General features: G+C 59.9%; 20 protein-coding genes. 8 read left to right on the top strand and 12 right to left on the bottom strand.

The genetic code is table 11. The features are described 5' to 3' along the window. Window positions 1–203: 203 nt before the first annotated feature. A complete protein-coding gene (locus ACIF4X_RS15000) occupies window positions 204–1541 on the bottom strand; it encodes a DEAD/DEAH box helicase (RefSeq protein ID WP_093434676.1) in 1338 nt (445 codons plus the stop codon). A gap of 52 nt (window positions 1542–1593) precedes the next feature. Further along, window positions 1594–2529 carry a drug/metabolite exporter YedA gene (gene yedA / locus ACIF4X_RS14995; protein WP_397482730.1) on the bottom strand — a complete coding sequence of 312 codons (936 nt, stop codon included), beginning with the start codon at window positions 2527–2529 and terminating at the stop codon, window positions 1594–1596. 163 nt (window positions 2530–2692) lie between these two features. On the opposite strand from yedA, the gene ACIF4X_RS14990 reads away from it, so the two are divergent. After that, entirely contained in the window at window positions 2693–3145 is a 453-nt protein-coding gene (locus tag ACIF4X_RS14990; RefSeq protein WP_397482729.1) for an Lrp/AsnC family transcriptional regulator, read from the top strand. A gap of 153 nt (window positions 3146–3298) precedes the next feature. Here ACIF4X_RS14990 and ACIF4X_RS14985 read toward each other — a convergent pair whose 3' ends face one another. The 3 genes from ACIF4X_RS14985 to ACIF4X_RS14975 all read right to left on the bottom strand — a co-directional run bounded on the left by ACIF4X_RS14985 (window position 3299) and on the right by ACIF4X_RS14975 (window position 5300). Continuing rightward, window positions 3299–3904: a PolC-type DNA polymerase III gene (locus tag ACIF4X_RS14985; protein WP_397482728.1), complete on the bottom strand. Its 606-nt coding sequence runs from the start codon at window positions 3902–3904 to the stop codon at window positions 3299–3301. Window positions 3905–3926: 22 nt separating this feature from the next. Then, window positions 3927–4406, bottom strand: coding sequence for an NYN domain-containing protein (locus ACIF4X_RS14980; RefSeq protein WP_007949802.1), 480 nt, complete (start codon window positions 4404–4406; stop codon window positions 3927–3929). A 138-nt stretch (window positions 4407–4544) separates the two neighbouring features. Further along, the gene (locus tag ACIF4X_RS14975; protein ID WP_397482771.1) at window positions 4545–5300 is read right to left on the bottom strand and encodes a DUF2076 domain-containing protein; all 756 of its coding nucleotides are present in this window, start codon (window positions 5298–5300) and stop codon (window positions 4545–4547) included. Between the two features lie 178 nt (window positions 5301–5478). On the opposite strand from ACIF4X_RS14975, the gene ACIF4X_RS14970 reads away from it, so the two are divergent. After that, on the top strand, window positions 5479–6153 hold the full coding sequence (locus ACIF4X_RS14970) for a YciC family protein (RefSeq protein ID WP_397482727.1): 675 nt from the start codon (window positions 5479–5481) through the stop codon (window positions 6151–6153). 75 nt (window positions 6154–6228) lie between these two features. After that, the gene (locus ACIF4X_RS14965; RefSeq protein WP_397482726.1) at window positions 6229–7308 is read left to right on the top strand and encodes an endonuclease/exonuclease/phosphatase family protein; all 1080 of its coding nucleotides are present in this window, start codon (window positions 6229–6231) and stop codon (window positions 7306–7308) included. A gap of 1043 nt (window positions 7309–8351) precedes the next feature. On the opposite strand, the gene ACIF4X_RS14960 is transcribed toward ACIF4X_RS14965, so the two are convergent. The 4 genes from ACIF4X_RS14960 to ACIF4X_RS14945 form a co-directional block, all read right to left on the bottom strand. Next, window positions 8352–9188 (bottom strand): ABC transporter ATP-binding protein, encoded by an 837-nt coding sequence (locus ACIF4X_RS14960; protein WP_397482725.1) that lies wholly within the window; start codon window positions 9186–9188, stop codon window positions 8352–8354. After that, window positions 9176–9979: an ABC transporter permease gene (locus ACIF4X_RS14955; protein ID WP_397482724.1), complete on the bottom strand. Its 804-nt coding sequence runs from the start codon at window positions 9977–9979 to the stop codon at window positions 9176–9178. The genes ACIF4X_RS14960 and ACIF4X_RS14955 overlap by 13 nt, the downstream gene beginning before the upstream one ends. Window positions 9980–9989: 10 nt before the next feature. After that, a complete protein-coding gene (locus ACIF4X_RS14950; protein ID WP_397482723.1) occupies window positions 9990–10976 on the bottom strand; it encodes an ABC transporter substrate-binding protein in 987 nt (328 codons plus the stop codon). A gap of 501 nt (window positions 10977–11477) precedes the next feature. Continuing rightward, window positions 11478–12968, bottom strand: a complete 1491-nt coding sequence (locus tag ACIF4X_RS14945; RefSeq protein ID WP_397482722.1) for an aldehyde dehydrogenase — start codon at window positions 12966–12968, stop codon at window positions 11478–11480. A 221-nt stretch (window positions 12969–13189) separates the two neighbouring features. Between ACIF4X_RS14945 and ACIF4X_RS14940 the strand changes: the two genes are divergently transcribed. Then, window positions 13190–14110 (top strand): LysR substrate-binding domain-containing protein, encoded by a 921-nt coding sequence (locus tag ACIF4X_RS14940; RefSeq protein WP_397482721.1) that lies wholly within the window; start codon window positions 13190–13192, stop codon window positions 14108–14110. A gap of 30 nt (window positions 14111–14140) precedes the next feature. On the opposite strand, the gene hrpB is transcribed toward ACIF4X_RS14940, so the two are convergent. Beyond that, the gene (gene hrpB / locus ACIF4X_RS14935) at window positions 14141–16660 is read right to left on the bottom strand and encodes an ATP-dependent helicase HrpB (RefSeq protein ID WP_397482720.1); all 2520 of its coding nucleotides are present in this window, start codon (window positions 16658–16660) and stop codon (window positions 14141–14143) included. Window positions 16661–16769: 109 nt separating this feature from the next. Here hrpB and ACIF4X_RS14930 point away from each other — a divergent pair, with 109 nt between their 5' ends. Next, window positions 16770–17189, top strand: coding sequence for a hypothetical protein (locus ACIF4X_RS14930; protein ID WP_034153788.1), 420 nt, complete (start codon window positions 16770–16772; stop codon window positions 17187–17189). A 12-nt stretch (window positions 17190–17201) separates the two neighbouring features. Continuing rightward, window positions 17202–18110, top strand: a complete 909-nt coding sequence (locus ACIF4X_RS14925) for a cation diffusion facilitator family transporter (protein ID WP_397482719.1) — start codon at window positions 17202–17204, stop codon at window positions 18108–18110. 27 nt (window positions 18111–18137) lie between these two features. Here the strand turns inward: ACIF4X_RS14925 and ACIF4X_RS14920 are convergent, their stop codons facing one another. Then, entirely contained in the window at window positions 18138–19208 is a 1071-nt protein-coding gene (locus ACIF4X_RS14920; protein ID WP_397482718.1) for a DUF6515 family protein, read from the bottom strand. Between the two features lie 451 nt (window positions 19209–19659). On the opposite strand from ACIF4X_RS14920, the gene ACIF4X_RS14915 reads away from it, so the two are divergent. Both ACIF4X_RS14915 and ACIF4X_RS14910 read left to right on the top strand, forming a co-directional pair. Then, window positions 19660–20139, top strand: a complete 480-nt coding sequence (locus ACIF4X_RS14915; protein WP_008081091.1) for an Lrp/AsnC family transcriptional regulator — start codon at window positions 19660–19662, stop codon at window positions 20137–20139. A 294-nt stretch (window positions 20140–20433) separates the two neighbouring features. After that, complete coding sequence (locus ACIF4X_RS14910; RefSeq protein WP_003228500.1) at window positions 20434–20643, top strand: DUF2788 domain-containing protein; 210 nt, start codon at window positions 20434–20436, stop codon at window positions 20641–20643. On the opposite strand, the gene ACIF4X_RS14905 is transcribed toward ACIF4X_RS14910, so the two are convergent. Continuing rightward, window positions 20638–21273 carry a pseudouridine synthase gene (locus tag ACIF4X_RS14905; protein ID WP_397482717.1) on the bottom strand — a complete coding sequence of 212 codons (636 nt, stop codon included), beginning with the start codon at window positions 21271–21273 and terminating at the stop codon, window positions 20638–20640. The genes ACIF4X_RS14910 and ACIF4X_RS14905 overlap by 6 nt on opposite strands. Window positions 21274–21280: the final 7 nt, after the last annotated feature.

Raw genomic sequence — 21280 nt, 5'->3', positions numbered from 1 at the left:
GTGTCTGGCGTCCAACATCGACCTGAAACACCGAGTCGATTATGGCTTCGGCCAACCGACCGAGGTGTCTGGCGAAGCTCTGTCGATTATGGATTCACAACAGAAGAATCAGGTCGGCGTACTTCGGGAGCATCCCCCAATCAGTCCCCTCTCCCTCGGGGAGAGGGTTAGGCGGGCGGCGTTCCGATGAGGGGCTTTTGACTTTAAGGTTTGCGCTTACGCGGCCCGGTATTAAACACCGGCACTTTACGCACAGGCTTGACCGAAGGCTCCGGCGCCTGCGTCTCGCCGCTGTCGACCCACTTGCCCAGATTGCGCTTGCCACCACCACCCGACGCTTTCGGCTTCTTCGGTTTCTTCGGCTTCTTGATCACCTGACCACTGGCATCGGTATCCGGCACACGATGCTCAGGCTCGAAATCCGGCTCGTTCTGACGCTTCAAGGTCTGCCGCGTCAGCATTTCAATCGCCGACAACATGTTCACCTCATCCGCACAGACCAGCGAGATCGCCTCGCCCGTCGCGCCAGCACGGCCCGTGCGGCCGATACGGTGAATGTAGTCTTCAGCCACGATCGGCAGATCGAAATTGATCACCAACGGCAAATCTTCAATATCCAGTCCCCGCGCCGCAACGTCAGTCGCGACCAGAATCTGCACTTCACTGAGCTTGAAACGATCCAGCGCCCGCTGACGGGTTGCTTGCGGTTTATCACCATGGATACCGTCAGCATTCACACCCAGGCCCTGAAGTTTTTCCACCAGCGCATCGACGCCGTTGCGGGTCTTGGCGAACACCAGCACCTGCTTCCACTTGTTCTTGCGCATCAAATGCACGAACAGTTCGGCCTTGCGCTTCTTGTCTACCGTAACGATCCACTGCTTGACGGTGTTGGCCGCGACGTTGCGCGGGCTGACTTCGACGGTCAGCGGATCGTTGAGCATCTGCCCGGCCAGCAGGCGGATATCATCGGAGAACGTCGCGGAAAACAGCAGCGTCTGGCGCTTTTTCGGCAGCATGCGATAAATGTTCGCCAGTTCTTCGGAGAAGCCCAGGTCGAGCATACGATCGGCTTCATCCAGCACCAGGGTTTGCAGCTGATCGAGTTTCAGCGCGTTCTGGCGGAACAGGTCGATCAGGCGACCCGGCGTGGCGACCAGCACATCGACGCCGCCGCGCAGCTTCATCATCTGCGGATTGATGCTGACACCGCCGTAAACCGCATAAGTGCGCAGCGGCAGGTTTTCGGCGTACTGGCGCACAGACTCATGAACCTGCTCGGCCAGCTCGCGGGTCGGCACCAGAATCAGCGCACGCGCCGAGTTGGCAGCAACTTTCGGCCCTTCCATGGCCAGCAACTGCAGCAGCGGCAAGGCGAAACCGGCGGTCTTGCCGGTGCCGGTCTGGGCGGCAGCCATCAGGTCACGACCGGCCAGCACGGCCGGAATGGCTTGCGCCTGAACCGGCGTCGGGGTCTGGTAGCCGAGCGTCTCGAGGGAGCGCAGCAAAGGTTCGATCAGGCCAAGGGTGGCGAAAGTCATGGGAGTACCGTAGGAAAAAATGACGCGGGCATGCAATGCCGCGCAGTTTACCCTAATTCGTACGCGTTTCTGTGGGAACGGCTGTCGGCTCTACGACTGGCGGCTGCGCCGGACGGCGCCACTGCGGCAAGCCAATCAACACCACCGCGCTGATGATCACCAGCATCGCCAGCGCTTCTTCGATCCCGATGGTCTCGCCAACAAAGACAATCCCCAACAACACCGCCACCGCCGGGTTGACGTAGGCATAACTGGTCGCCGCCGCCGGACGCACGTGCTTGAGCAGGTACATGTAGGAATTGAAGGCGATGATCGAGCCGAAGAAAATCAGGTAAGCCAGCGCCAGCCAGCCTTCAACCGGCGGCAGCGCTTGCAGGTGTTCACCGCTCGCCGCGCTGCCAATCAGCAGCACCACACCGCCGACCAGCATCTCCACCGCGCTGGCCATCGCGCCCTGGGGCAACGGCAAATGTCTGCTCCACACCGAGCCGAACGCCCAGGTCGCCGCCGCGAAAATCAGCAATGCTGCGCCCATCGGGCTGGATTGCAGGTTGGAACCCATGTTGAGCATGGCAATGCCGATAATCCCCAACGCCACTCCGGCCCATTCCAGGCGGGTATTACGCGCGCCCCAGAAATAGCCACAGAGCAACGTGAACAGCGGCACCGTCGCCACCGCCAATGCCGCCACACCCGAAGCCACACCGGTGTGCTCGGCCACACTCACCGCGCCGTTACCAAAACTCAGCAGCAAAATGCCGATGATTCCCGCCGCTTTCCACTGCGCCCAGGTTGGCGCCGGAGCCCCGCGCCAGCGGAGGAACGCGTACATCAACGTACCGGCGATCACGAAGCGCACACCGCCGAGCATCAGCGGCGGCCAGTACTCGACACCGATACGGATAACCAGATAGGTCGATCCCCAAATCACGTACAGCGCGAAAAACGCGGCGATCAGCGGCAAGGAAAAACGGCGCAAGGCAGGCATGGGCAGCTCGAAAGTCTGGGTCAGGGGATGGATTATTCTAGAAAGGCGCACGGACAAAAATAAGCTACAAAACCTGTTTATAGCGCCGGTACACTTTGGAAATCACGGAGATCTCCTGGTTAAACCGAGATTTCGAAAGTCTGGCATTTTCAGGAGATTTCCCTTGGACAAATACGACCGCATGCTGCTCAGCGCCCTGCTGGAAAACGGCCGAGCGTCCTACGCCGACCTGGCGCGCAAGGTGAACCTCTCCGCCCCTGCCGTCGCCGAGCGCGTGGCCAAGCTTGAAGCCTCCGGGGTGATCACCGGATATGAGGCGAAAATCGACCTGTCGAAAATCGGCCTGCCGATCCAGTGCATGATCGAATTGCGCCTGCACCAGAACGGCAGTCAGAAGGTCTACGACGAACTGGTAAAAATCCCACAGTTGACCGAATGCTTTCGAGTGACGGGCGATCCGTGCGTGATGATGAAAGCCGCGGTGGGATCGATGACGGAGCTGGAGGAGTTGATCAATCGGGTGGCGAAGTTTGGCTTCAGCAAGACGTCGATTGTGTTGTCTAGCGCCATCGAAAAGCGTGTGCCGTTAGGCCAGATCGAAAACAACGGCAAGTGAATAAATCGCGTGACCGCCCCTCTCCCTGCACCGGAACAATCTTCCCTCCCCTGTAGGAGCTGACGAGTGAAACGATGCTGCGATCTTTTGATCTTTCACCTCTAGATCAAAAGATCGCAGCCTTCGGCAGCTCCTACAGGGGATTGGGTGGCATCAGCGGTAGCGTTGCAGGTGTTCGCTGACTTTCGCAGCCGGGACTTTCTGCAGTTTGCACAGCAGGTCATGCGATAGCTCGCTGATCCCATGCTTGCCGCGCAGCTCTTCAGCCAGATGCGCCATCAGATTCGCCGCCATTTCGGCATCGGCCATGGCCCGGTGAGCCTGCCCCGTGTGCGGCAGGCGCGCAAACGTGGTCAGCGTGCCGAGCTTGTGATTCGGCGCGGCTGGCATCAAACGCCGGGCCAGCAACAGTGAACAGGCAAAATTCTGCAACCGCGTGCGCTTGATCCGCCCCAGTTCAAAGTCCCAGAACTTCTGGTCGAACGAGGCGTTGTGCGCCACCAGCGGCGTGCAGCCGACGAACTCGTTGACCTCGTTCATCACCTGCTCGGCCGACGGCGCAGTGCGCAGCATGGCGTTGCTGATGCCGGTCAGTTGTTCGATGAACGCGGGGACGCGTACGCCGGCGTTCATCAGGCTCTGGTAACGCTCGACGATGCGGCCGTTTTCCAGCATGACCACGGCGATTTCCGTGGCGCGGCAGCTGCTGTTCGGCGAGAGGCCGGTGGTTTCAAAGTCGATGACTGCAATGCGTTCCAAACCGGGTTCAACTCCGTACAAATCAATTCTTGAGCAACAGTGCGCCTTCAATCGGCACATAACGGCTGGCGGCGCGGATCAGCGAGTTGGCGGTGAGGCCCGGCACGCCATAGGCGACTGCCTGCACGCCGTGTTTGCTGATGATGCGCTCCAGCAGCATGTCGAAATCACCGTCACCGGAGGCCAGGACGATTTCGTCGACGTGATCGGCGGCGTCCATGATGTCGAGGGTGATGCCCACGTCCCAGTCGCCCTTGGCCGAGCCGTCGCTGCGCTGGATGTAGGGTTTGAGCTTCACGGTGAAGCCGAGGTTGCGCAGGATCTGCTGGAACTGCTGTTGTTTGCTGTCACCACGGTCGATCGCATAGGCGTAGGCCTCGACGATCTGCCCGTCCTTGCTGATGTCGGCCCACAATGCGGCGTAGTTGAAGTGACAACCATAGGCCTGACGCACGGTGTAGTAGAGGTTCTGCACGTCGGCGAACACTGCGATTTTTTTCACCGGAGTTCCTGTGGGCGCGCAAGCGCACGAAGCGGGATCAGGCGCCAGGCCCGAAAAAGGCGCTCAGTATGCCAGCCATCAGGAGGGTTCCGCGAATAATCGGCCCGAAGCCCCAAGGGGCTCCGGACGAGTGGTGAGTCAGACGAAGGAATCGTCGTCATCGAAGAACGATGAGTTGTCGTCGCTGTAGTCGGTGTCGGTGAACCCGCCCTGATCATTGCCAGAAAAGCCGTTATCGGCCACACGCTGATCATCGCCCCAACCGTTGTTGCTCTGGTCAGCGACCTGCGCCGGCTCTTCCTTGATCACTTCAACGATTTCTTCCGGCTGCTGGTTGTGATGGAACAGGCTGCTGATGCCCTGCGCCAGCATCACGCCACCGGCCACACCCGCGGCGGTTTTCAAGGCGCCTCCGAGGAAGCTGCTGCCGGCAGCCGGAGCAGCTTGTTGCGCGTAGTTAGGTGGTGGCGCGCCGAAGTTCTGTTGTGGCGCCGGGGCCGCGTAATTCTGCTGCGGTGCCGGTTCGCGCCAGCCGCCAGTCGAGGCTGGCGCGCTCTGGGTCGGCGCCGGACGCTGGCTGCCACCAAAAATGCTCGACAGGAAACCGCCACCGCCGCTCGGCGCCGGTGCGGCACTCTGCGCCTTGGCCGATTGCAACTCAGCCTGCAAACGCTGGACTTGCTGCGTCAGTTGCTTGTTCTGCTCATCGAGGCTCTTGAGCGCAGCCTCTTGCACCAGAATCGCCTGGGTCATGAAATAACCTGCCGCCGGCTGGCGGGTCAGGTGTTCCTTGATCCGCGCCTCAGCCTGTGCATCGCGCGGGGCTGCCTCCGTTTCGGCCTGTTGCAGCCGGGAAAACAGTCCATCGATCAGGGTTTGCTCTTCGCTGTTCATGGCGACCTCGTAGATTGCCGGGGATAACATTGCCCTCGTCCACGTTGGCCGAGGTGCTCTCCTGTAATGGAGACGGTGACAAAACGTTTCAATGACCTTTACCGAATGTTTACGTTTGTGTCGCGCCAGCCATCATCGGTTAAAGTGAGCCACTGTTTTCGACCTGCGATACCGACTGATGAATGCCCTCGAAGTGCTGCGCGACTCTCTGTATTTTTTCAAACGCCATTTGGGCAGCATCGTGCGGTTGTGCCTGCCGCTGGTGATTTTCGAAGCGTTTCTGCAACAAGTGGTCGATCGCGCCAGCGGGCCGGAAAACATCTCGGCGATCAGTATCGTCGTCGGTCTGCTGGTGTATCCGCTGTACACCGCAGCGCTGATCCTGTTCCTCGATGCGCGCAGCCGTGGCGAGGCGCCGCGCAACCGTGACCTGCTGGCAATGGCCGCGACCCTGTGGCCACGTTTCGCTTTGCTCACGGCGCTGAACACCTTGTTGATTTTGTTGGGCCTGTCGCTGTACTTCTTGCCGGGCCTGATGCTGATGGTCATGCTCGCGTTCGGCGAATACCTGCTGGTGCTGCGCGGCATGGGGCCTTTGCAGGCGATGAAAGAAAGCCTGCGCCTGACCCGTGGGCATTTCTGGCGAATCCTGCTGTGCATTCTCTGCGTGATGACGCCGCTGTGGCTGCTCAAAGGCGCGACGCTGGCGGTCTATCCCGAGCCGCAAAACCCGGTTATCGCGATACTGATCGACAGCGCTCACAGCTTCCTGCAACTGTTCACCAGCGTGGTGTTGTTTCGCCTGTTCATGCTGATCAGCGAATTGCCTGACAAACGCGACAGAGTGGTCTGACAGCACTGTGCTTGGGCTTCGAGACGGCCGTCAGGTATGCTCGGGGCCACTTTCTGTAACGCTATAAGCCGAGCCATGACCCGTCTACTGCGCTACACCCTGTTTCTTTCTGTGCTCGCCCTCGTGCTGATTGGCGCGCTGATCTTCAGCCTGACCTGGCGCCCGGACGCCCGCGAAACCCTGCCGGTCAGTTGCACGGGGACGCCACCGACACTGGTACCGGGCCAGGCGCTGAAAGCCATGACCTGGAACGTGCAGTATCTGGCGGGCAAGCGCTACGTGTTCTGGAATGATCTGGCCCAGGGCACAGATGAAGCGCCGACGCTGGAAGACATGGCTTTCAGCCTCGACGAAGTGGCACGGGTTATCCGTGACGAGCAGCCCGATGTGGTGCTGCTGCAGGAACTCGATGACGGTGCCAAGGCCAGCGACTATCAGAACCAGCTCAAGCTGTTGCAGGAACGCGTCGCCGATCTGTATCCGTGCAGCGCCAGCACATTTGACTGGAAAGCCGAGTTCGTCCCTGATCGACACATCTTCGGCAGCGTTGGCCGCCAGTTGGCAACCCTGAGCCGCTACCGCATCGAACACGCCGAACGCCTGCAATTGCCGGTCGCTGCGACTAACTTCATCAGTCGTCAATTCCAGCCGAAAGACGCCCTGCTCGCGACCAAACTGCCCCTGAGTGACGGCGGACAGCTCACCGTGTTCAATACCCACCTTGAACGCGCCAGCCAACCAAATGACACCGCGCTGGCACAAGTGACCGCCGTGGCCAAAGTGCTCGACAAGTACGAAAGCCAGGGCTTGCCGTGGTTGATCGGTGGCGACTTCAACCTGCTGCCGCTCGGCCAGTTTCGTCGCCTCCCCGCCGAGCAGCGCACGCCCTACTCCGCCGACAGCGAATTGCATCTGCTGTGGGACAAGTACCCGATGATCCCGACCAACAACGAAGCCAGCGGCATCGACCGTGCGCAGTGGCTGACCCACTATCCCAACGACCCCGGCCTGAATGGCCCGGATCGAACAGTCGACTATCTGTTTTACAGCCCGAAGATCAAACGGGTGGAAGCGATGGTGCGCCAGGACGATACGTTGCGAATTTCCGATCATCTGCCGGTGATTGCGCGCTTCCTGCTGCCGGCGGCGCCGTAGCGGCGACAGAAACAAAAGCAAATGCAAAACCGGGAACTAAGCTCCATGTCTTGAACTCGACATGGACGCCTATGAAAATCTTACTGGTCTGCAAAGACATCGGCGGTTATGCCCGCAAATTGGCTGCTTATTTGAGCATCGATAATGACGTCTGCTTTATCGATACGTTTTCAATGCCCGACAGGTTTGCACGAAGCCCGAAAATCATTCGTCGCTGGCTGAAACATTGGGATCGGTTGCGGCTGTTCAAGAAGACAATTCGTACATCGGGACGATTTGACGTAGCGCTCATCATCAATCCGGCACAGATCGATCCCAAACAGGTTACAGCCGGCCTGCAAACCTCTGATCGAAAGATCGCTTACCTGTACGACAGCTTCAGTCGATGGCCGATGAGCCGTGAAGAACTTGCCGCGTATGACCAGGTGTTTTCATTCGACCCGGAAAATGCCAAGAGCCACGGCCTGAAAAAACTGCACAATTTCATTTACGACGATTACGTCGCAGACGGCGACCCCGATGAATACTCGGCCTGCGTAGTGATGGCGGGCAAGGACAGGGTTCCCGCCCTCGAAGCGCTGGTACGGGAATTTGATCGGCTCGGCATCACCGACTGCAAATTTCTGGTTCAGAGCAAACCGATTCCAGGTACGCATCCGGCTATCACCTTTTTCGAGAAGAGGATGTCGCTGGAATCGGTGGGCGAACTGGTCAAGCGCTCGCGAATCATTCTCGACATTGCCAAGCCCGGTCAGGCGGGGCTGAGCTTTCGTTTCTTCGAAGCCATGGCCTCCCGCAAAAAAGTCATTACCACCAACCAGAGCGTGGTCGACTATGACTTTTACAACCCGGCGAATATTCTGGTGATCGATGAGGCCAATCCGGTGATTCCGGAACGGTTCATCTCTGAGCCGTATGTCGATGTGCCTGAACACATCTACCAGAAATACACCCTGCAGGGATGGGTCAAAACCGTGTTTGCCCAGCAGTGAAATCACATTGTGGGAGCGAGCTTGCTCCCACAGGTGTTGTGTATCTGCGCATTAATGCACTTCTTCCAGATCGTCATGCAACAGCCCGAAGATCTGCCGTTTCATGTCGATGAACGAGCGCTCCATGACCATGTCCAGTGAGCGCGGACGCTCGATCGGTACATCGAGAATCTGCTTGATCCGCCCCGGTTTTGCGCCCATCACATAGACCCGATCGCCGAGCAGAATGGCTTCGTCGATGTCATGGGTGACGAACAACACGGTCTTCTTGCTGTTGCCCCACACCCGCAGCAACAACTGCTGCATCTGCAGACGTGTCTGGCTATCGAGCGCACCGAACGGTTCGTCCATCAGTAGAATCTGCGGATCATTGGCCAGCGCGCGGGCGATCGCCACGCGCTGCATCATCCCGCCCGACAGTTGCTTGGCGTAGTTGTCGGCGAACCCGCCGAGGCCAACTTCGTTGACGTAATAATCGACGATCTCCTTGCGCCGCGCCGCCGGCATGCCGCGGCGTTTGAGGCCGAACTCGACGTTCTGCCGCACGGTCAGCCACGGGAACAGCGTGTAGCTCTGGAAGACCATGCCGCGATCCGCGCCCGGTCCCTGAACTTGCTGGCCGCCAACATAAATCTCACCTGAGGTCGGCTCAGCCAGACCGGCAGTCAGGTACAACAGGCTCGACTTGCCGCAACCCGATGGCCCGACCAGCACCGCGAACTGCTGATCCGGCACCTCGAACGACACCTCTTCAAGAGCAGTAAACGTGCCGCCGTCGGGCTTCTTGTAACGCAGGCTGACTTTGTCCACCTGCAAGCGTGGCGCGGCTAGCGCCGGGGTCGCGACAGGTTCGATGAAACGATGATTGGCAGCAGTCACTGAGCCCATGCGGCAACCCTCAGGCGGAGAAAACGGAACAGTTGATCGGTGATCAGCCCGAGCAGGCCGATGATCGCGATGGCGAGGAAAATCACATCGACCTGAAAACCGCGCATGGCTTTCAGGCTCAGGTAACCCAAACCGCTGGACGCGGCGACCAGTTCAGCCACCACCAGATAGGTCCAGGCCCAGCCCATGGTGACGCGCAAAGTGTCGAGTACTCCCGGCACCGAGGCCGGCGCGATCACATGCAACACCGCATCGCGGCGATTGGAACCCAAGGTGTAAGAGGCGTTGATCAAGTCCTTGGAAATACCCTTCGACACGTCAGCGATCATCACCAGTTGCTGGAAGAACACGCCGAAGATAATCACCGACACGCGCTGCTCCAGACCGATGCCGATCCACAAGATGAACAGCGGCACAAACGAGGTCACCGGCAGGTAACGAATGAAGTTCACCAGCGGCTCAAGGAACGCCTGAACGATGCGGAAACTGCCCATCAGCAACCCCAACGGCACCGCCACCAGCGACGACACAATGAAGCCGACCATCACCACTTCGACACTGGCCCAGACATGCGTGCCGAGGGTGCCGTCGCGGCTCAGGCGCACGGCGGCTTCAACCACCGCGCCGGGCGTTGGCAGGAACATGCCCGGGACGATGCCGCCGTAAGATAACCCGGCCCACAGGCCGACCAACAACACCCAGGCCAGACCACTGGCGCTCCACACCACTTGCACGGGTAGGGAGGTTTTCGGTGTGAGGCTGCGGCTCAGCCACGAATTGCGCTTGAACATTGCACACCTCCTAGAGCGGGCTGACGAAACGGTTGTCGACCAGCTCGTCGTTGCTGACGTTGTAAGGTTTGCCCTGCAATTCGCTGGCGGTTTCGTTGGCCAGTTTGATCAGCGCTGCGCTGTCACCCGGTTTGCCCGGTGAGCCCAAGAGCTTCTCGCTCATGGCTTGATCGTAGAAACGCACGCCTTGCGCGGCGGCGGCCAGTTCCTTCGGATCGGACAGGTAACCGCCGACACCTTTGGCCATGATTTTGTAAGCGTCTTCCGGATGATCCTTGGTGTATTGCACGGCTTTGTACAAACCGGCGACCAGCGCTTTGACGTCTTCCGGTTGCTTGTCGATGACGCTGCAATTGAGCGCAACCACGTCGACGATCACGCCGGGGGTGCTGCTGCTGTCGATCAACACTTTGCCTTGCTGCTTGTCGCGGACCATCGACAGGTGCGGTTCCCAAGTGACGGCGGCGGGTACGCGGCCGGCAATGAACGCGGTGGCGGCATCGTCAGCGGTCATGTTCTGCACGGTGATGTCGCTCATCTTCATGCCGTTCTTTTTCAGCAGGTAGGAGAGCCAGAATTGCGAGGTTGAACCCTCGTTGACCGCGACGGATTTGCCCTTGAGTTCCTGCAGGCTCTTGACGTCTTTGCCGACCAGCACGCCGTCGCCGCCATGGCTGTCATCCAGCGCCGCGACCGCTTTGAAGCAGAACTGCGGGCGGTATTTGAGCACTTCATCGATGGTCGACGCCGAGCCGGACAGTTGCCCGGACGCCTGCGCGGCCATGTACATCGACGCCTCTTCGACCACCGGCAATTCGACGGTCAGACCGTTTTCCTTGAAGTAGCCCAGGTCCTGAGCCAGATAGAGGGTGCCGTAGCCGACCCACGTGGTGTGGCCGATGGACAGGGTCCCGGCCTGGGCGCTGGTCGCGACCGTGGCGGCAAGAGCAGTGATTGCCAGAGGGTGAGTGAGACGGAGACACAAGGACTTGATCATGGAGCACTCCCGACGCTGTTGATTTAGTTTTGTCATGGGCAGTACGGTCGCCGGCCGTTGTGCAGTTGCTGCCGTTGGTCTCTCGCGGACGCTTGGGCGGACAACATTCGGCTGGCGGGCAAGATCGATGGTGGCCCATGTGCGCGGTGAGGAAAATCAGGAAATTGTTGGCTGCAAATGATGAAAAAACTGGCTAGTGCGCACTGCTAAAGGGCGGAGTTGGCGGGGATGCTCAAGGAGGGTGCAGAGCGGGGATTTTCGGTGACTGGGCGAATGTCATCGCTGGCAAGCCAGCTCCCACAGGGATCTCAGTGGTACCCCGGTTTTTGTGAACACCAATAAAAACCTGTGGGAGCTGGCTTGCCAGCGATGGCGGAAGGTCAGCCGAAACCTTCGTTGCCTGACCCACCGCATTCGCGAGCAGGCTCGCTCCCACAGGGATCTTCAGTGCGGCATAGATCCAGTGTGTGCGAGCCTGCTCGCGATGGGGAGGACGCGGTTTCAGCGCAACTGAAACCAGGTGGTTTTCAGTTGGGTGTATTTGTCGAACGAATGCAGTGACAGATCGCGGCCAAACCCCGATTGCTTGCCGCCGCCAAACGGCACCGTCACATCCAGCGCATCCACCGTGTTGACCGACACCGTACCCGCGCGCAGCTGCCGCGCCACGCGGTGCGCGCGGTTGAGGTCATCGGTCCACAACGACGCCGCCAGTCCGTACACGCTGTCATTGGCCAGCCGCAGCGCCTCTTCCTCGCTGTCAAACGGCACCACCGCCAACACCGGGCCAAACACCTCTTCGCGAAACAGCGGCATATCAGCTGTCACACCGGTAAAAATCGTCGGATCAATAAAATTGTCCGACCCATTAATTCGCCGCTGCTGCCCACCACAAACCCGCGTGGCCCCTGACTGCTCGGCACTGCGAATAAAGCGCATGATGCTCGCCGTTTGCCTGCTATCAACAATCGCCCCCGCGCTGCTCTGCGGATCCAGCGGATCGCCCGGCAACCAGCGCTCAGCCTGGGCTTTCAAGCGCTCAACAAACTCATCATGAATCGAACGTTCCACCAGCAAGCGCGAATTGGCCGAGCAGACTTCGCCCTGATTGAAGAAAATCCCGAACGCCGCTTTCTCCGCCGCCAGATTCAGATCCTGGCAATCGGCGAACACCAGATTGGCGCTCTTGCCACCGCACTCCAGCCATACCTGTTTGAGGTTCGACTGCGCGGAATACTGCATGAAATATTTGCCGACCTGGGTCGAGCCAGTGAACACCAGACAATCGACATCCGCGTGCAAACCCAACGCCTTGCCGGTCTGTTCGCCAAGCCCTGGCAGGACGTTCAGCACACCCGCTGGCAGCCCCGCCTCCAGCGCCAACTCAGCCAGACGCAACGCCGAAAACGGTGACTGCTCGGCCGGTTTGAGGATCACCGAATTCCCCGCCGCCAATGCCGGCGCGAGCTTCCACGCCGCCATGTCCAACGGGAAATTCCACGGCACTACGGCGGCCACCACACCCAGTGCTTCACGAGTGATCGTCGCCAACACATTCGACGCACTGGGTGCGACCTGATCATAAAGTTTGTCGATGGCTTCGGCGTACCAACGGAACACCCCGGCAGCGCCCGGCACGTCGATGTTGTAGGCATCCATGACTGGTTTGCCCATATTCAGCGAATCGAGCAAGGCCAGTTCTTCACGATGAATCATCAGCAAATCAGCCAGACGCAGCAGCACTTGCTTGCGCTCGGCCGGCGAGCGTTGCGACCAGATACCGGCCGCAAACACCTGTCGCGCATTGCGCACTGCGACGTCGACATCCGCCTCACCGCACGCGGCGACATTCGCCAGGCATTGCCCGGTCGCCGGGTTGATTGCGGCGAAGGTCTGCCCCGATTGGGCGGTGCAATGCTGGCCGTCGATCACGGCCTGGTCGGGAAACTTCAATGCAACGGCACGGCGCTGCCACTCTGCAAGCTCGAACACGACGGATGCTCCTGAGGCGTTATTGTGCCTCGATGGTCGCTCAGGCCCGCACGGGCTAAAAATAGTAAAAATGTCTTCGCAGGCAATAAAAACACTGGGCAATGACTTCCCCCAAACGCTGTGCAGATGGCTATGGTTGAAGGATAAAAACATCGTCGCGCAAAGGACGTGGCGGCGCACAAATTGCTTTGAAGTCGAGTCCGCTCGTCCTGAGGTTTGCCGTGGCCGCCTACAATTTGCGTCAGTTGAAATACTTCATCACCACCGTCGAATGCGGCAGCGTTGCCGAAGCTTCGCGCAAGTTGTACATCGCGCAACCGGCGATTTCCACCGCGATCAAAGGACTGGAAGACAGCTTCGGTGTGCAACTGCTGATCCGTCATCACGCCCAAGGTGTGTCACTGACGCCAAGCGGTGCACGGTTTTTTCGCAAGGCTCAAGAGTTGCTGCGCATGGCCAAGGAGTTCGAACAGAACGCCCTCGCCGACAACGACGTGGTCGCCGGGCAAATCGATATTGGTTGTTTCGAAACGGTCGCGCCGTTGTACCTGCCGCAGTTGATCGCCGGGTTCTCGGCGCTGTATCCGGGCGTTCAAATCCGCATTCGCGACGGTGAACAGCAAGAGCTGGTGCAAGGCCTGACGTCAGGCGCGTTCGATCTGGTGATTCTTTATGAACATGAACTCGATGCGACCATCCAGACCGAACCGCTGATGCCGGCGCAACGCCCCTACGCGCTGTTGCCGGCGGATCATCGCTTTGCCCAGTACAAGCAGGTGTCGCTGCGCGATCTGTGTCTGGATCCGATGATCCTGCTCGATGTGCAGCCGAGCCGAACCTACTTCGTCAGCCTGTTTGAAGAATTGGGGCTGACGCCGCGCATCGAGTTCAGCTCGCCGTCGATCGAGATGGTACGCGGGATGGTCGGCCAGGGTTTCGGCTTCTCGATTCTGGTGACCAAACCGCATTCGGAATGCACCTACGACGGCAAGAAAGTCGTGTGCGTGGACATCGTCGAAGACGTTACCGGTTCAGGCTTGGTCGCCGCGTGGCTCAAACGTGGGCAGTTGACCAAACCGGCGCAGTTGTTCGCCGATTATTGCCGTGAACAATTAACCGCAAAAATATCGCAACCCCTGTAGGAGCGGCCGCAGGCTGCGATCTTTTGAGCTTCAAGTGCCGCGCGGCTTGGCCCGCGCAGTTGCCTCGGCCACCAACGGATCGTCTGGCCAATAATGCTTTGGATAGCGCCCCTTCAAATCCTTCTTCACCTCGGCATAGGTGCTGCGCCAGAAGTTGGCCAGATCCTGCGTCACCTGTACCGGCCGCCGCGCCGGCGACAGCAGATGCAACTTGACCACCTGCCGTCCGCCGGCAATGCGCGGCGTGTCCGCCAGACCAAACAATTCCTGCAAACGCACCGCCAGAATCGGTGGGAACTCGCGGTAGTCCAGACGAATCGATGAACCCGACGGTACGCTCAAATGATGCGGCGCCAGTTCATCGAGCTTTTGCGGCAATGGCCATGGCAGCAGGTTACGCACGATGCTCGACAGGTCCAGGTTGGCAAAGTGGCTGAGCCGCGAGACCTTGCCCAGATACGGCATCAGCCAATCTTCGAGACTGTTGAGCAACGTCGCATCACTGACATCCGGCCACTGGCTTTCAGCTTGCGAACCCAACTCCAACTGGCGCAACAACGCCACCCGCGCCTGCCACTGACGCAGCTCCGGCGTCCATGGCAGCAGCTCCAGACCTTTGCGCCGCACCAGATTGACCAGCGCCTGACTGCGCGCATTTTCATCGAGACCTGTCAACGGCTCGCGGCTGAGAATCAGCTCGCCAACCTTGCGTTGCCGCTCGGCACGCAGCACGCCTTCGCGTTCGTCCCAGTCGAGTTGATCGACATTGCGCACCTGTTCGGCGAGCACCGAATCGAACAGCGCCGGATCGAAATCCGCCGCCAGATAAATCCGTTCCTCGCGCTGGCCCTGACGGCTGCCGAGATCGGCGATGACGATCCATGGCTCTTTCATCAGGCTGTCGGCTTCGGCGAACAACGCGGCGCGACCATTGGCCAGACGATATTCGGCACCGCCGGCGCGCCGCTGTTGCGCAACGCGATCCGGATAGGCCAGCGCCAGCAACGCGCCGAGCCAACGCGGATGATCTGGATCGCTGAACGGCTCACTCGCCTTGCCACGCAGATAACTGCGATATTGCCGCGCCAGTTGCTTGGCACGCTGCACACCGCCCTGCGCACCTCGGGCGGCACGCTCTTCACCAGAGAGCAGTACCAGACGACTGTGCAGATCAGCTCCCGCGCCACGCAAGATATCGCGCTCGCCAAGCAGTGCGGCAACATCGCACGCCATGTTCGCCAGGCCTAACGCCTGACCGCGTAGTAACAGGTGACCGATGCGCGGATGCGCCGGCAATTCAGCCATGGCCTGACCGTGGGAAGTCAGCGCCTCACCTTCCAGCGCACCGAGCCTTTGCAGTAAATCCTGCGCCTGTGCATAAGCGGCAGCCGGCGGAACGTCGAGCCAGACCAGTTCGCCCGGTGTTACGCCCCAGCGCCCCAGTTGCAGGGCGAGGCTGGCAAGATCCGCCGAAAGAATTTCCGCACTGCCATAAGCCGCGAGTTGTTCGTGCTGATCCTGCGACCACAAGCGATAACAAACACCCGGTTCCAGTCGCCCTGCCCGACCCGCACGCTGAGTGGCGCTGGCCTTGGAAATCCGCTGGGTATCGAGACGCGTCATGCCGCTGCCGGGATCAAAACGTGGCACCCGCGCCAGCCCGGCATCGATCACCACGCGCACGCCGTTGATGGTCAGACTGGTTTCGGCAATGTTGGTCGCCAACACCACTTTGCGCTGGCCCGCAGGCGCCGGATCGATCGCCGCGCGTTGCGCATTGAGGTCGAGTTCACCGTGCAACGGGCAGAGCAACACATCGCTGCGCTCACCAATCGCGTCAGCCAATTGTTGATGCACGCGACGGATTTCCGCCTGCCCCGGCAGGAACACCAACAGGCTGCCGGTTTCATCGTGCAGCGCTTCGAGAACAGTCTGCGTGACGCGTTGATCGATGTATTCGCCGGGTTGAAACGGCCGGCCCCAGCGCATCGTCACCGGATACATGCGCCCTTCGCTGCGCAGGATCGGCGCGTCATCCAGCAACCCGGCCAGACGCTCGCCTTCCAACGTGGCCGACATCAGCAAAATCTTCAGCGGCTGTTCAGCTCGAAACAGGTCGCGACCGTTCAGACTTAAGGCCAGTGCCAGATCGGCGTCGAGGCTACGCTCGTGAAATTCGTCGAAGATCAGCAAGCCCACGCCTTCCAGCGCCGGGTCATCCTGCAAGCGGCGGGTGAGAATGCCTTCGGTGACCACTTCGATACGCGTATTGGGGCCGACCTTGCTGTCGAGACGAATGCGATAACCGACGGTTTCCCCGACCTTCTCGCCCAGCTCACTGGCCAGACGCTCCGCTGCTGCACGCGCGGCCAGACGGCGTGGTTCAAGCATCAGAATGGTCTGCCCGGCCAGCCAGGTTTCATTGAGCAAGGCCAAGGGCACGCGCGTGGTTTTACCGGCGCCGGGCGGTGCTTCGAGCACGGCTTCGTGGCGTGTCGCCAAGGCTTCACGCAGGGCGGGTAAAACGTCATCGATCGGCAAAGAATTCATGCTGGCTCCAAAACAGAGGCCCGAGTATAACGGCGAACTGCAAGGCGTTCGTCAGGGTCTTAACTTCACACGACGACGCTTCGTTCTTAGATGACTCAGGAGATTTCCCATGCGCTTACCTTTTCGCCTGATCGGCGGTGTACTGGTCGCCACCCTGCTCACGCAAATCACGGCGTGCGGTTCGATTTTCTACCCGGACCGTCGCGGTCAGATCGACGGCAAGGTCGATCCGGCGATTGCCGTGCTCGACGCCGTGGGCCTCCTGTTCTACATCATTCCCGGGCTGATCGCGTTTGCCGTCGACTTCGCCACCGGTGCGATCTATTTCGAACCGGGCCACACCGCGCAGATCGATCCGGCCAAGCTCAAGCAAGCCATCGGCCCGGACGGTCAGGTCGATAATCACAAGCTGCAGGCTATTCTCGAAAGTGAATTGGGACGTGACTTCCCTCTGGATGACCCGCGCCTGATTCAACACAAGGGCAGCACGCAACAACTGGCGATGTTCGGCCTGCAACCGGCCGCTTAAAAAGGAAACGCAATGACCTCCAGCCCCGAACATGCTCGCCTGCTCAGGCTGGCGACCCGCGCCTCGGTGGCGGTCGCCTGCACGCTGATCGTCGCCAAAGCCATTGCCTGGTGGCTCAGCGGTTCGGTGAGCATGCTCGCCGGCCTCACCGACTCGGCGCTGGATGGTGTCACTTCGATGCTCAATCTGCTGGCGGTGCATTACGCGCTGCGCCCGGCGGATGACGATCACCGTTATGGCCACGGCAAGGCGGAATCGCTGGCGGGCATGGCGCAGGCGTTGTTCATTGGTGGCAGTGCGGTGTTGATCGCGTTTCAGGCGTATGAGCGATTGCATGATCCGCAGCCGCTTGGCGCGCCGTGGCTGAGCATCGGCGTGATCGTGTTTTCGCTGTTGCTGACGGCGGCGTTGCTGTTGTTGCAGCATCGGGTGATCAAGCAGACCGGCTCCAACGCGGTACGCGCGGATTCGCTGCACTATCGCTCGGACATGCTGCTCAACGGCAGCATTCTGATTGCGCTGATCCTCGCCGGGTTTGGTTTCGAGCAACTGGATGCGTGGTTCGGTTTGGGGATTGCTGCGTACATTCTGTGGAGCGCAATCCAGATCGCCCGGGAAAGTTTTTCGGTGTTGATGGATGAGGAGCTGCCGACGGACGTCAGTCAACACATGCTCGAACTCGCCTGCAATGTGCCGGGGGTGCTGGGCGCGCATGACTTGCGCACGCGGATCTCCGGCAACCACTGGTTCGTGCAGTTGCACCTGGAATTGCCGGGGGAATTGACTCTGTCAGTGGCCCACGGCATCAGCGATCAAGCCGCCGATGCCATCCACAAGGCTTACCCGCGAGCCGAAGTGCTGGTGCACGCCGATCCGATAAAAGCAGCTACAAGTCGCGAGCCACAAGCTTCAAGCTTGTAACTCGAAACTTGCAGCTCACAGCTGCTCTTACTGAACCTGATAACCGCGACTGCTCAGACAATTGCCCTGAGCCTGGCGGTACGCCTGCACCACTTCGGGCGCCGGTTGATAGGTCGCGGTGCGCGGGTCGAAACCGCTTTGCTGTACGGCGTACTGATAGCACTGGTATCCGTCCTGCTGCACTTGCTCCGGCGACTGGCCGTTGGCCGGATACGCTTCGACGTCATAGCCCTGGGATTGCGGCTGCGGTTGTTGCTGAACCGGCGGCTCGACCACTACGTAATCCTGCGTCGCTTCCTGGTACGCGTAGTAGGAACCGGCGGCGAGGAACAGCAACGAACCACCAATCCACACTTCACGGGCGTAATCCGGCAAATACTGGATGCGAATCCCGCGCGGCGGTTGCACGACGATGTAGCGTGGGCCTTGCGGGCGATACCAGTAGCCGCCGGAGAAGAAGTAATCCTGGCCACGATACGGCACGCGGTAATCGCGATCCGGGAAGCGGTCGATCACATGCCCCGGCCGGTATTGCGGGCCAGGGCCCCAACCGTTGCCATGCCCGTCGGGACGACCCGGCCAGCGATTGTCATTGGGCCGGTTGTTGGTCTGCCAATGCTGATTGTTGTAGCCGTTTTGCGGACGCTCGTCGCGGTAGTAACCCTGGCGCGGTTCCTGGGTCTGGCGCACCGCGTCGGGCCGTGGCTGGATCGGCAGGCTGTTGGCCGGCAATTGCGGCGGTGGTGGCGGTTGACGCACCGGGTTGGGGTTGTACGCCGGGCGGTTCTGGTCGTGGTTTTGCCACTGGCCATTGTTGTTGTGCGGCTGGCCGTTGTGCTCGAACTGGCGGCTGTTGTCGCCACGAATGATCTCGTTGTTCTGCGGACGCGGCTGATTCTGTTGCGGCTGATTCTGCGATGGATTGTTCTGCGGGCGCGGCTGATTGTTGCCGCCATGCCCCTGATTATTGCCCTGATGATCCGGACCATGGCCACCGCCGTCCGGTCCACGATTCTGCGGCTCATCGGCAAGCGCTTGCGCACTGACACTCACACACAGCAAACCAACACCGGCCAGACGCCAGATGCGCGACTTCATGCTTTTTCTCACTGCGGGGCCTGTAAATGTAAGAGGACTTGTCACTAAGACCGGGAATACCTACACCGGGTTCTGCAACAGGTTATCAGTCGCGCAACTTATTTATTGAGCGTCTGGCATGAAATCGCAGACAAGAAAAAAGGGAGACCCGTCGGCCTCCCTTCTAGAGAACTTCGTCCTGGCTCGACGCTTATGACGTCGGCTCACCTCACGCCGTCTTCTGGACAGTGTGCAGCTCGGGGGCCGGCACAACCCCGGTGGGGGTGGCGGCCGCGGCGGGCCTGATAGGGCGGGCCGCGTGGACTGTGTTACCGAGCAGTGATTCTGGTGATAAGAATAGGCCTCAGGCCGCGACAGAGGATTGCGAAGATTGCTGAAATAAACACCACTTGCGCAATTTTTAACCCTGGATAGATAATCTGCCGCAATAGTTACAACCAAGGACAGATTGATGAGCAAACTCGACCGTTACGACCTGAGCATTTTGGCGGAATTGCAGCGCGACGCCCGCATCTCCAACCAGGAATTGGCCGAGCGCATCGGTCTGTCGCCCTCCCCGTGTTCGCGTCGGGTCAAGCAGTTGGAAGACGATGGTTACATTTCGCGCCAGGTGGCGTTGCTCGATCGCAAGATGCTCGGGCTAAGCCTGACGGCGTATGTGCTGATCGGCATGGACCGGCATACACCGGAGCGTTTCGAGAATTTCGAAGCCGCGATTCGTACGTTGCCGCAGGTGCTGGAGTGCAGCCTGGTGACGGGCGTGGATGCGGATTACCAGTTGAAAGTGGTGGTGCCGGACATGGATCACTATCAGAAGTTGTTGCTGGGGCATTTGACGCGGATTGAAGGCGTGACCAGCGTGCGCTCGAGCTTTGTGCTGAATCAGGTGCTCAACAGCACTGAATTGCCACTGACTCATTTGCGTAACTGATCAAAGGCCCCCTCATCGGAACGCCGCCCGCCCAGCCCTCTCCCCCAGGAGAGGGAGCCGACCGAGGTGTCTGCTGTCATACATCGCCCTGAAAGATTGAGTCGATTATGGATTCACAACAGAACGTTCAGGTCGGCGTATGTCTCGAGCATCCCCCAATCAGTCCCCTCTCCCACTGGGAGAGGGCTAGGGTGAGGGCGAAGGCTTCGGATCAGACCCAGATCAATGTCACCCCACACACCTTGGCGTATACTCGCCGCGCCCTTTTAGCCGCGCCCATGCCGGAGAACCCCAATGGATCCAGCCGTATTTGAAGAGTGGATGATGACCGGCCTGGTCAGCATCCTGATCATTTTCATGGGCTTCATCGTCTGGGATCTGGCGAAGAAGTCCAAGGCCGGGCGCTTTGGCTCGTTCATTCTGTTCTTCGTGCTGGGCCTGGGCGTGGCCGCGTTCATTATCAAAAGTGTGGTGATCGGCCTGATCGAATCCGGCGCTCTATAAGCGCGCCGGCACTTCTTTCCACTGGCCCTGATCAAGCCCTTCGATCGTCCAGTCGCCAATCCTCACCCGCACCAGCCGCAATGTCGGCAGCCCGACTGCCGCCGTCATCCGCCGCACCTGACGATTGCGCCCTTCGCGGATCACCAGTTCCAGCCATGAAGTCGGCACGGTCATGCGAAAGCGTACCGGTGGATTGCGCGGCCACAACTCAGGCTCATCCAGCTGTTGCGCTTCGGCGGGCAAGGTCATGCCGTCATTCAACTCGACGCCTTCACGCAGACGCTGCAACTGCTCAGCCGTCGGCACGCCTTCGACCTGCACCCAATAAGTCTTCGCCAGTTTGTGTTTCGGATCAGCGATGCGCGCCTGTAACTGCCCATCGTTGGTCAGCAGCAATAACCCTTCGCTGTCGCGATCAAGGCGTCCGGCCGGATAAATACCGGGCACATCAATGTAATCCTTGAGCGTCGCCCGCCCTTCACCGTCGCTGAATTGCGTCAGCACATCGAAGGGTTTGTTGAACAGGATCAATTTCGGCTCGGCCGGGGCTGCCTTGGCAACACGGCGTGGCAAAGCAGACGGTGGCTTCACGCCAGGACGGCGGGAAGGTGGACGCGGGGCACGGGACATGGCGAAA

Source organism: Pseudomonas sp. NPDC085632, assembly GCF_044541255.1.
Lineage (GTDB): Bacteria > Pseudomonadota > Gammaproteobacteria > Pseudomonadales > Pseudomonadaceae > Aquipseudomonas.
This window is presented reverse-complemented; position numbering and strand designations above follow the sequence as displayed.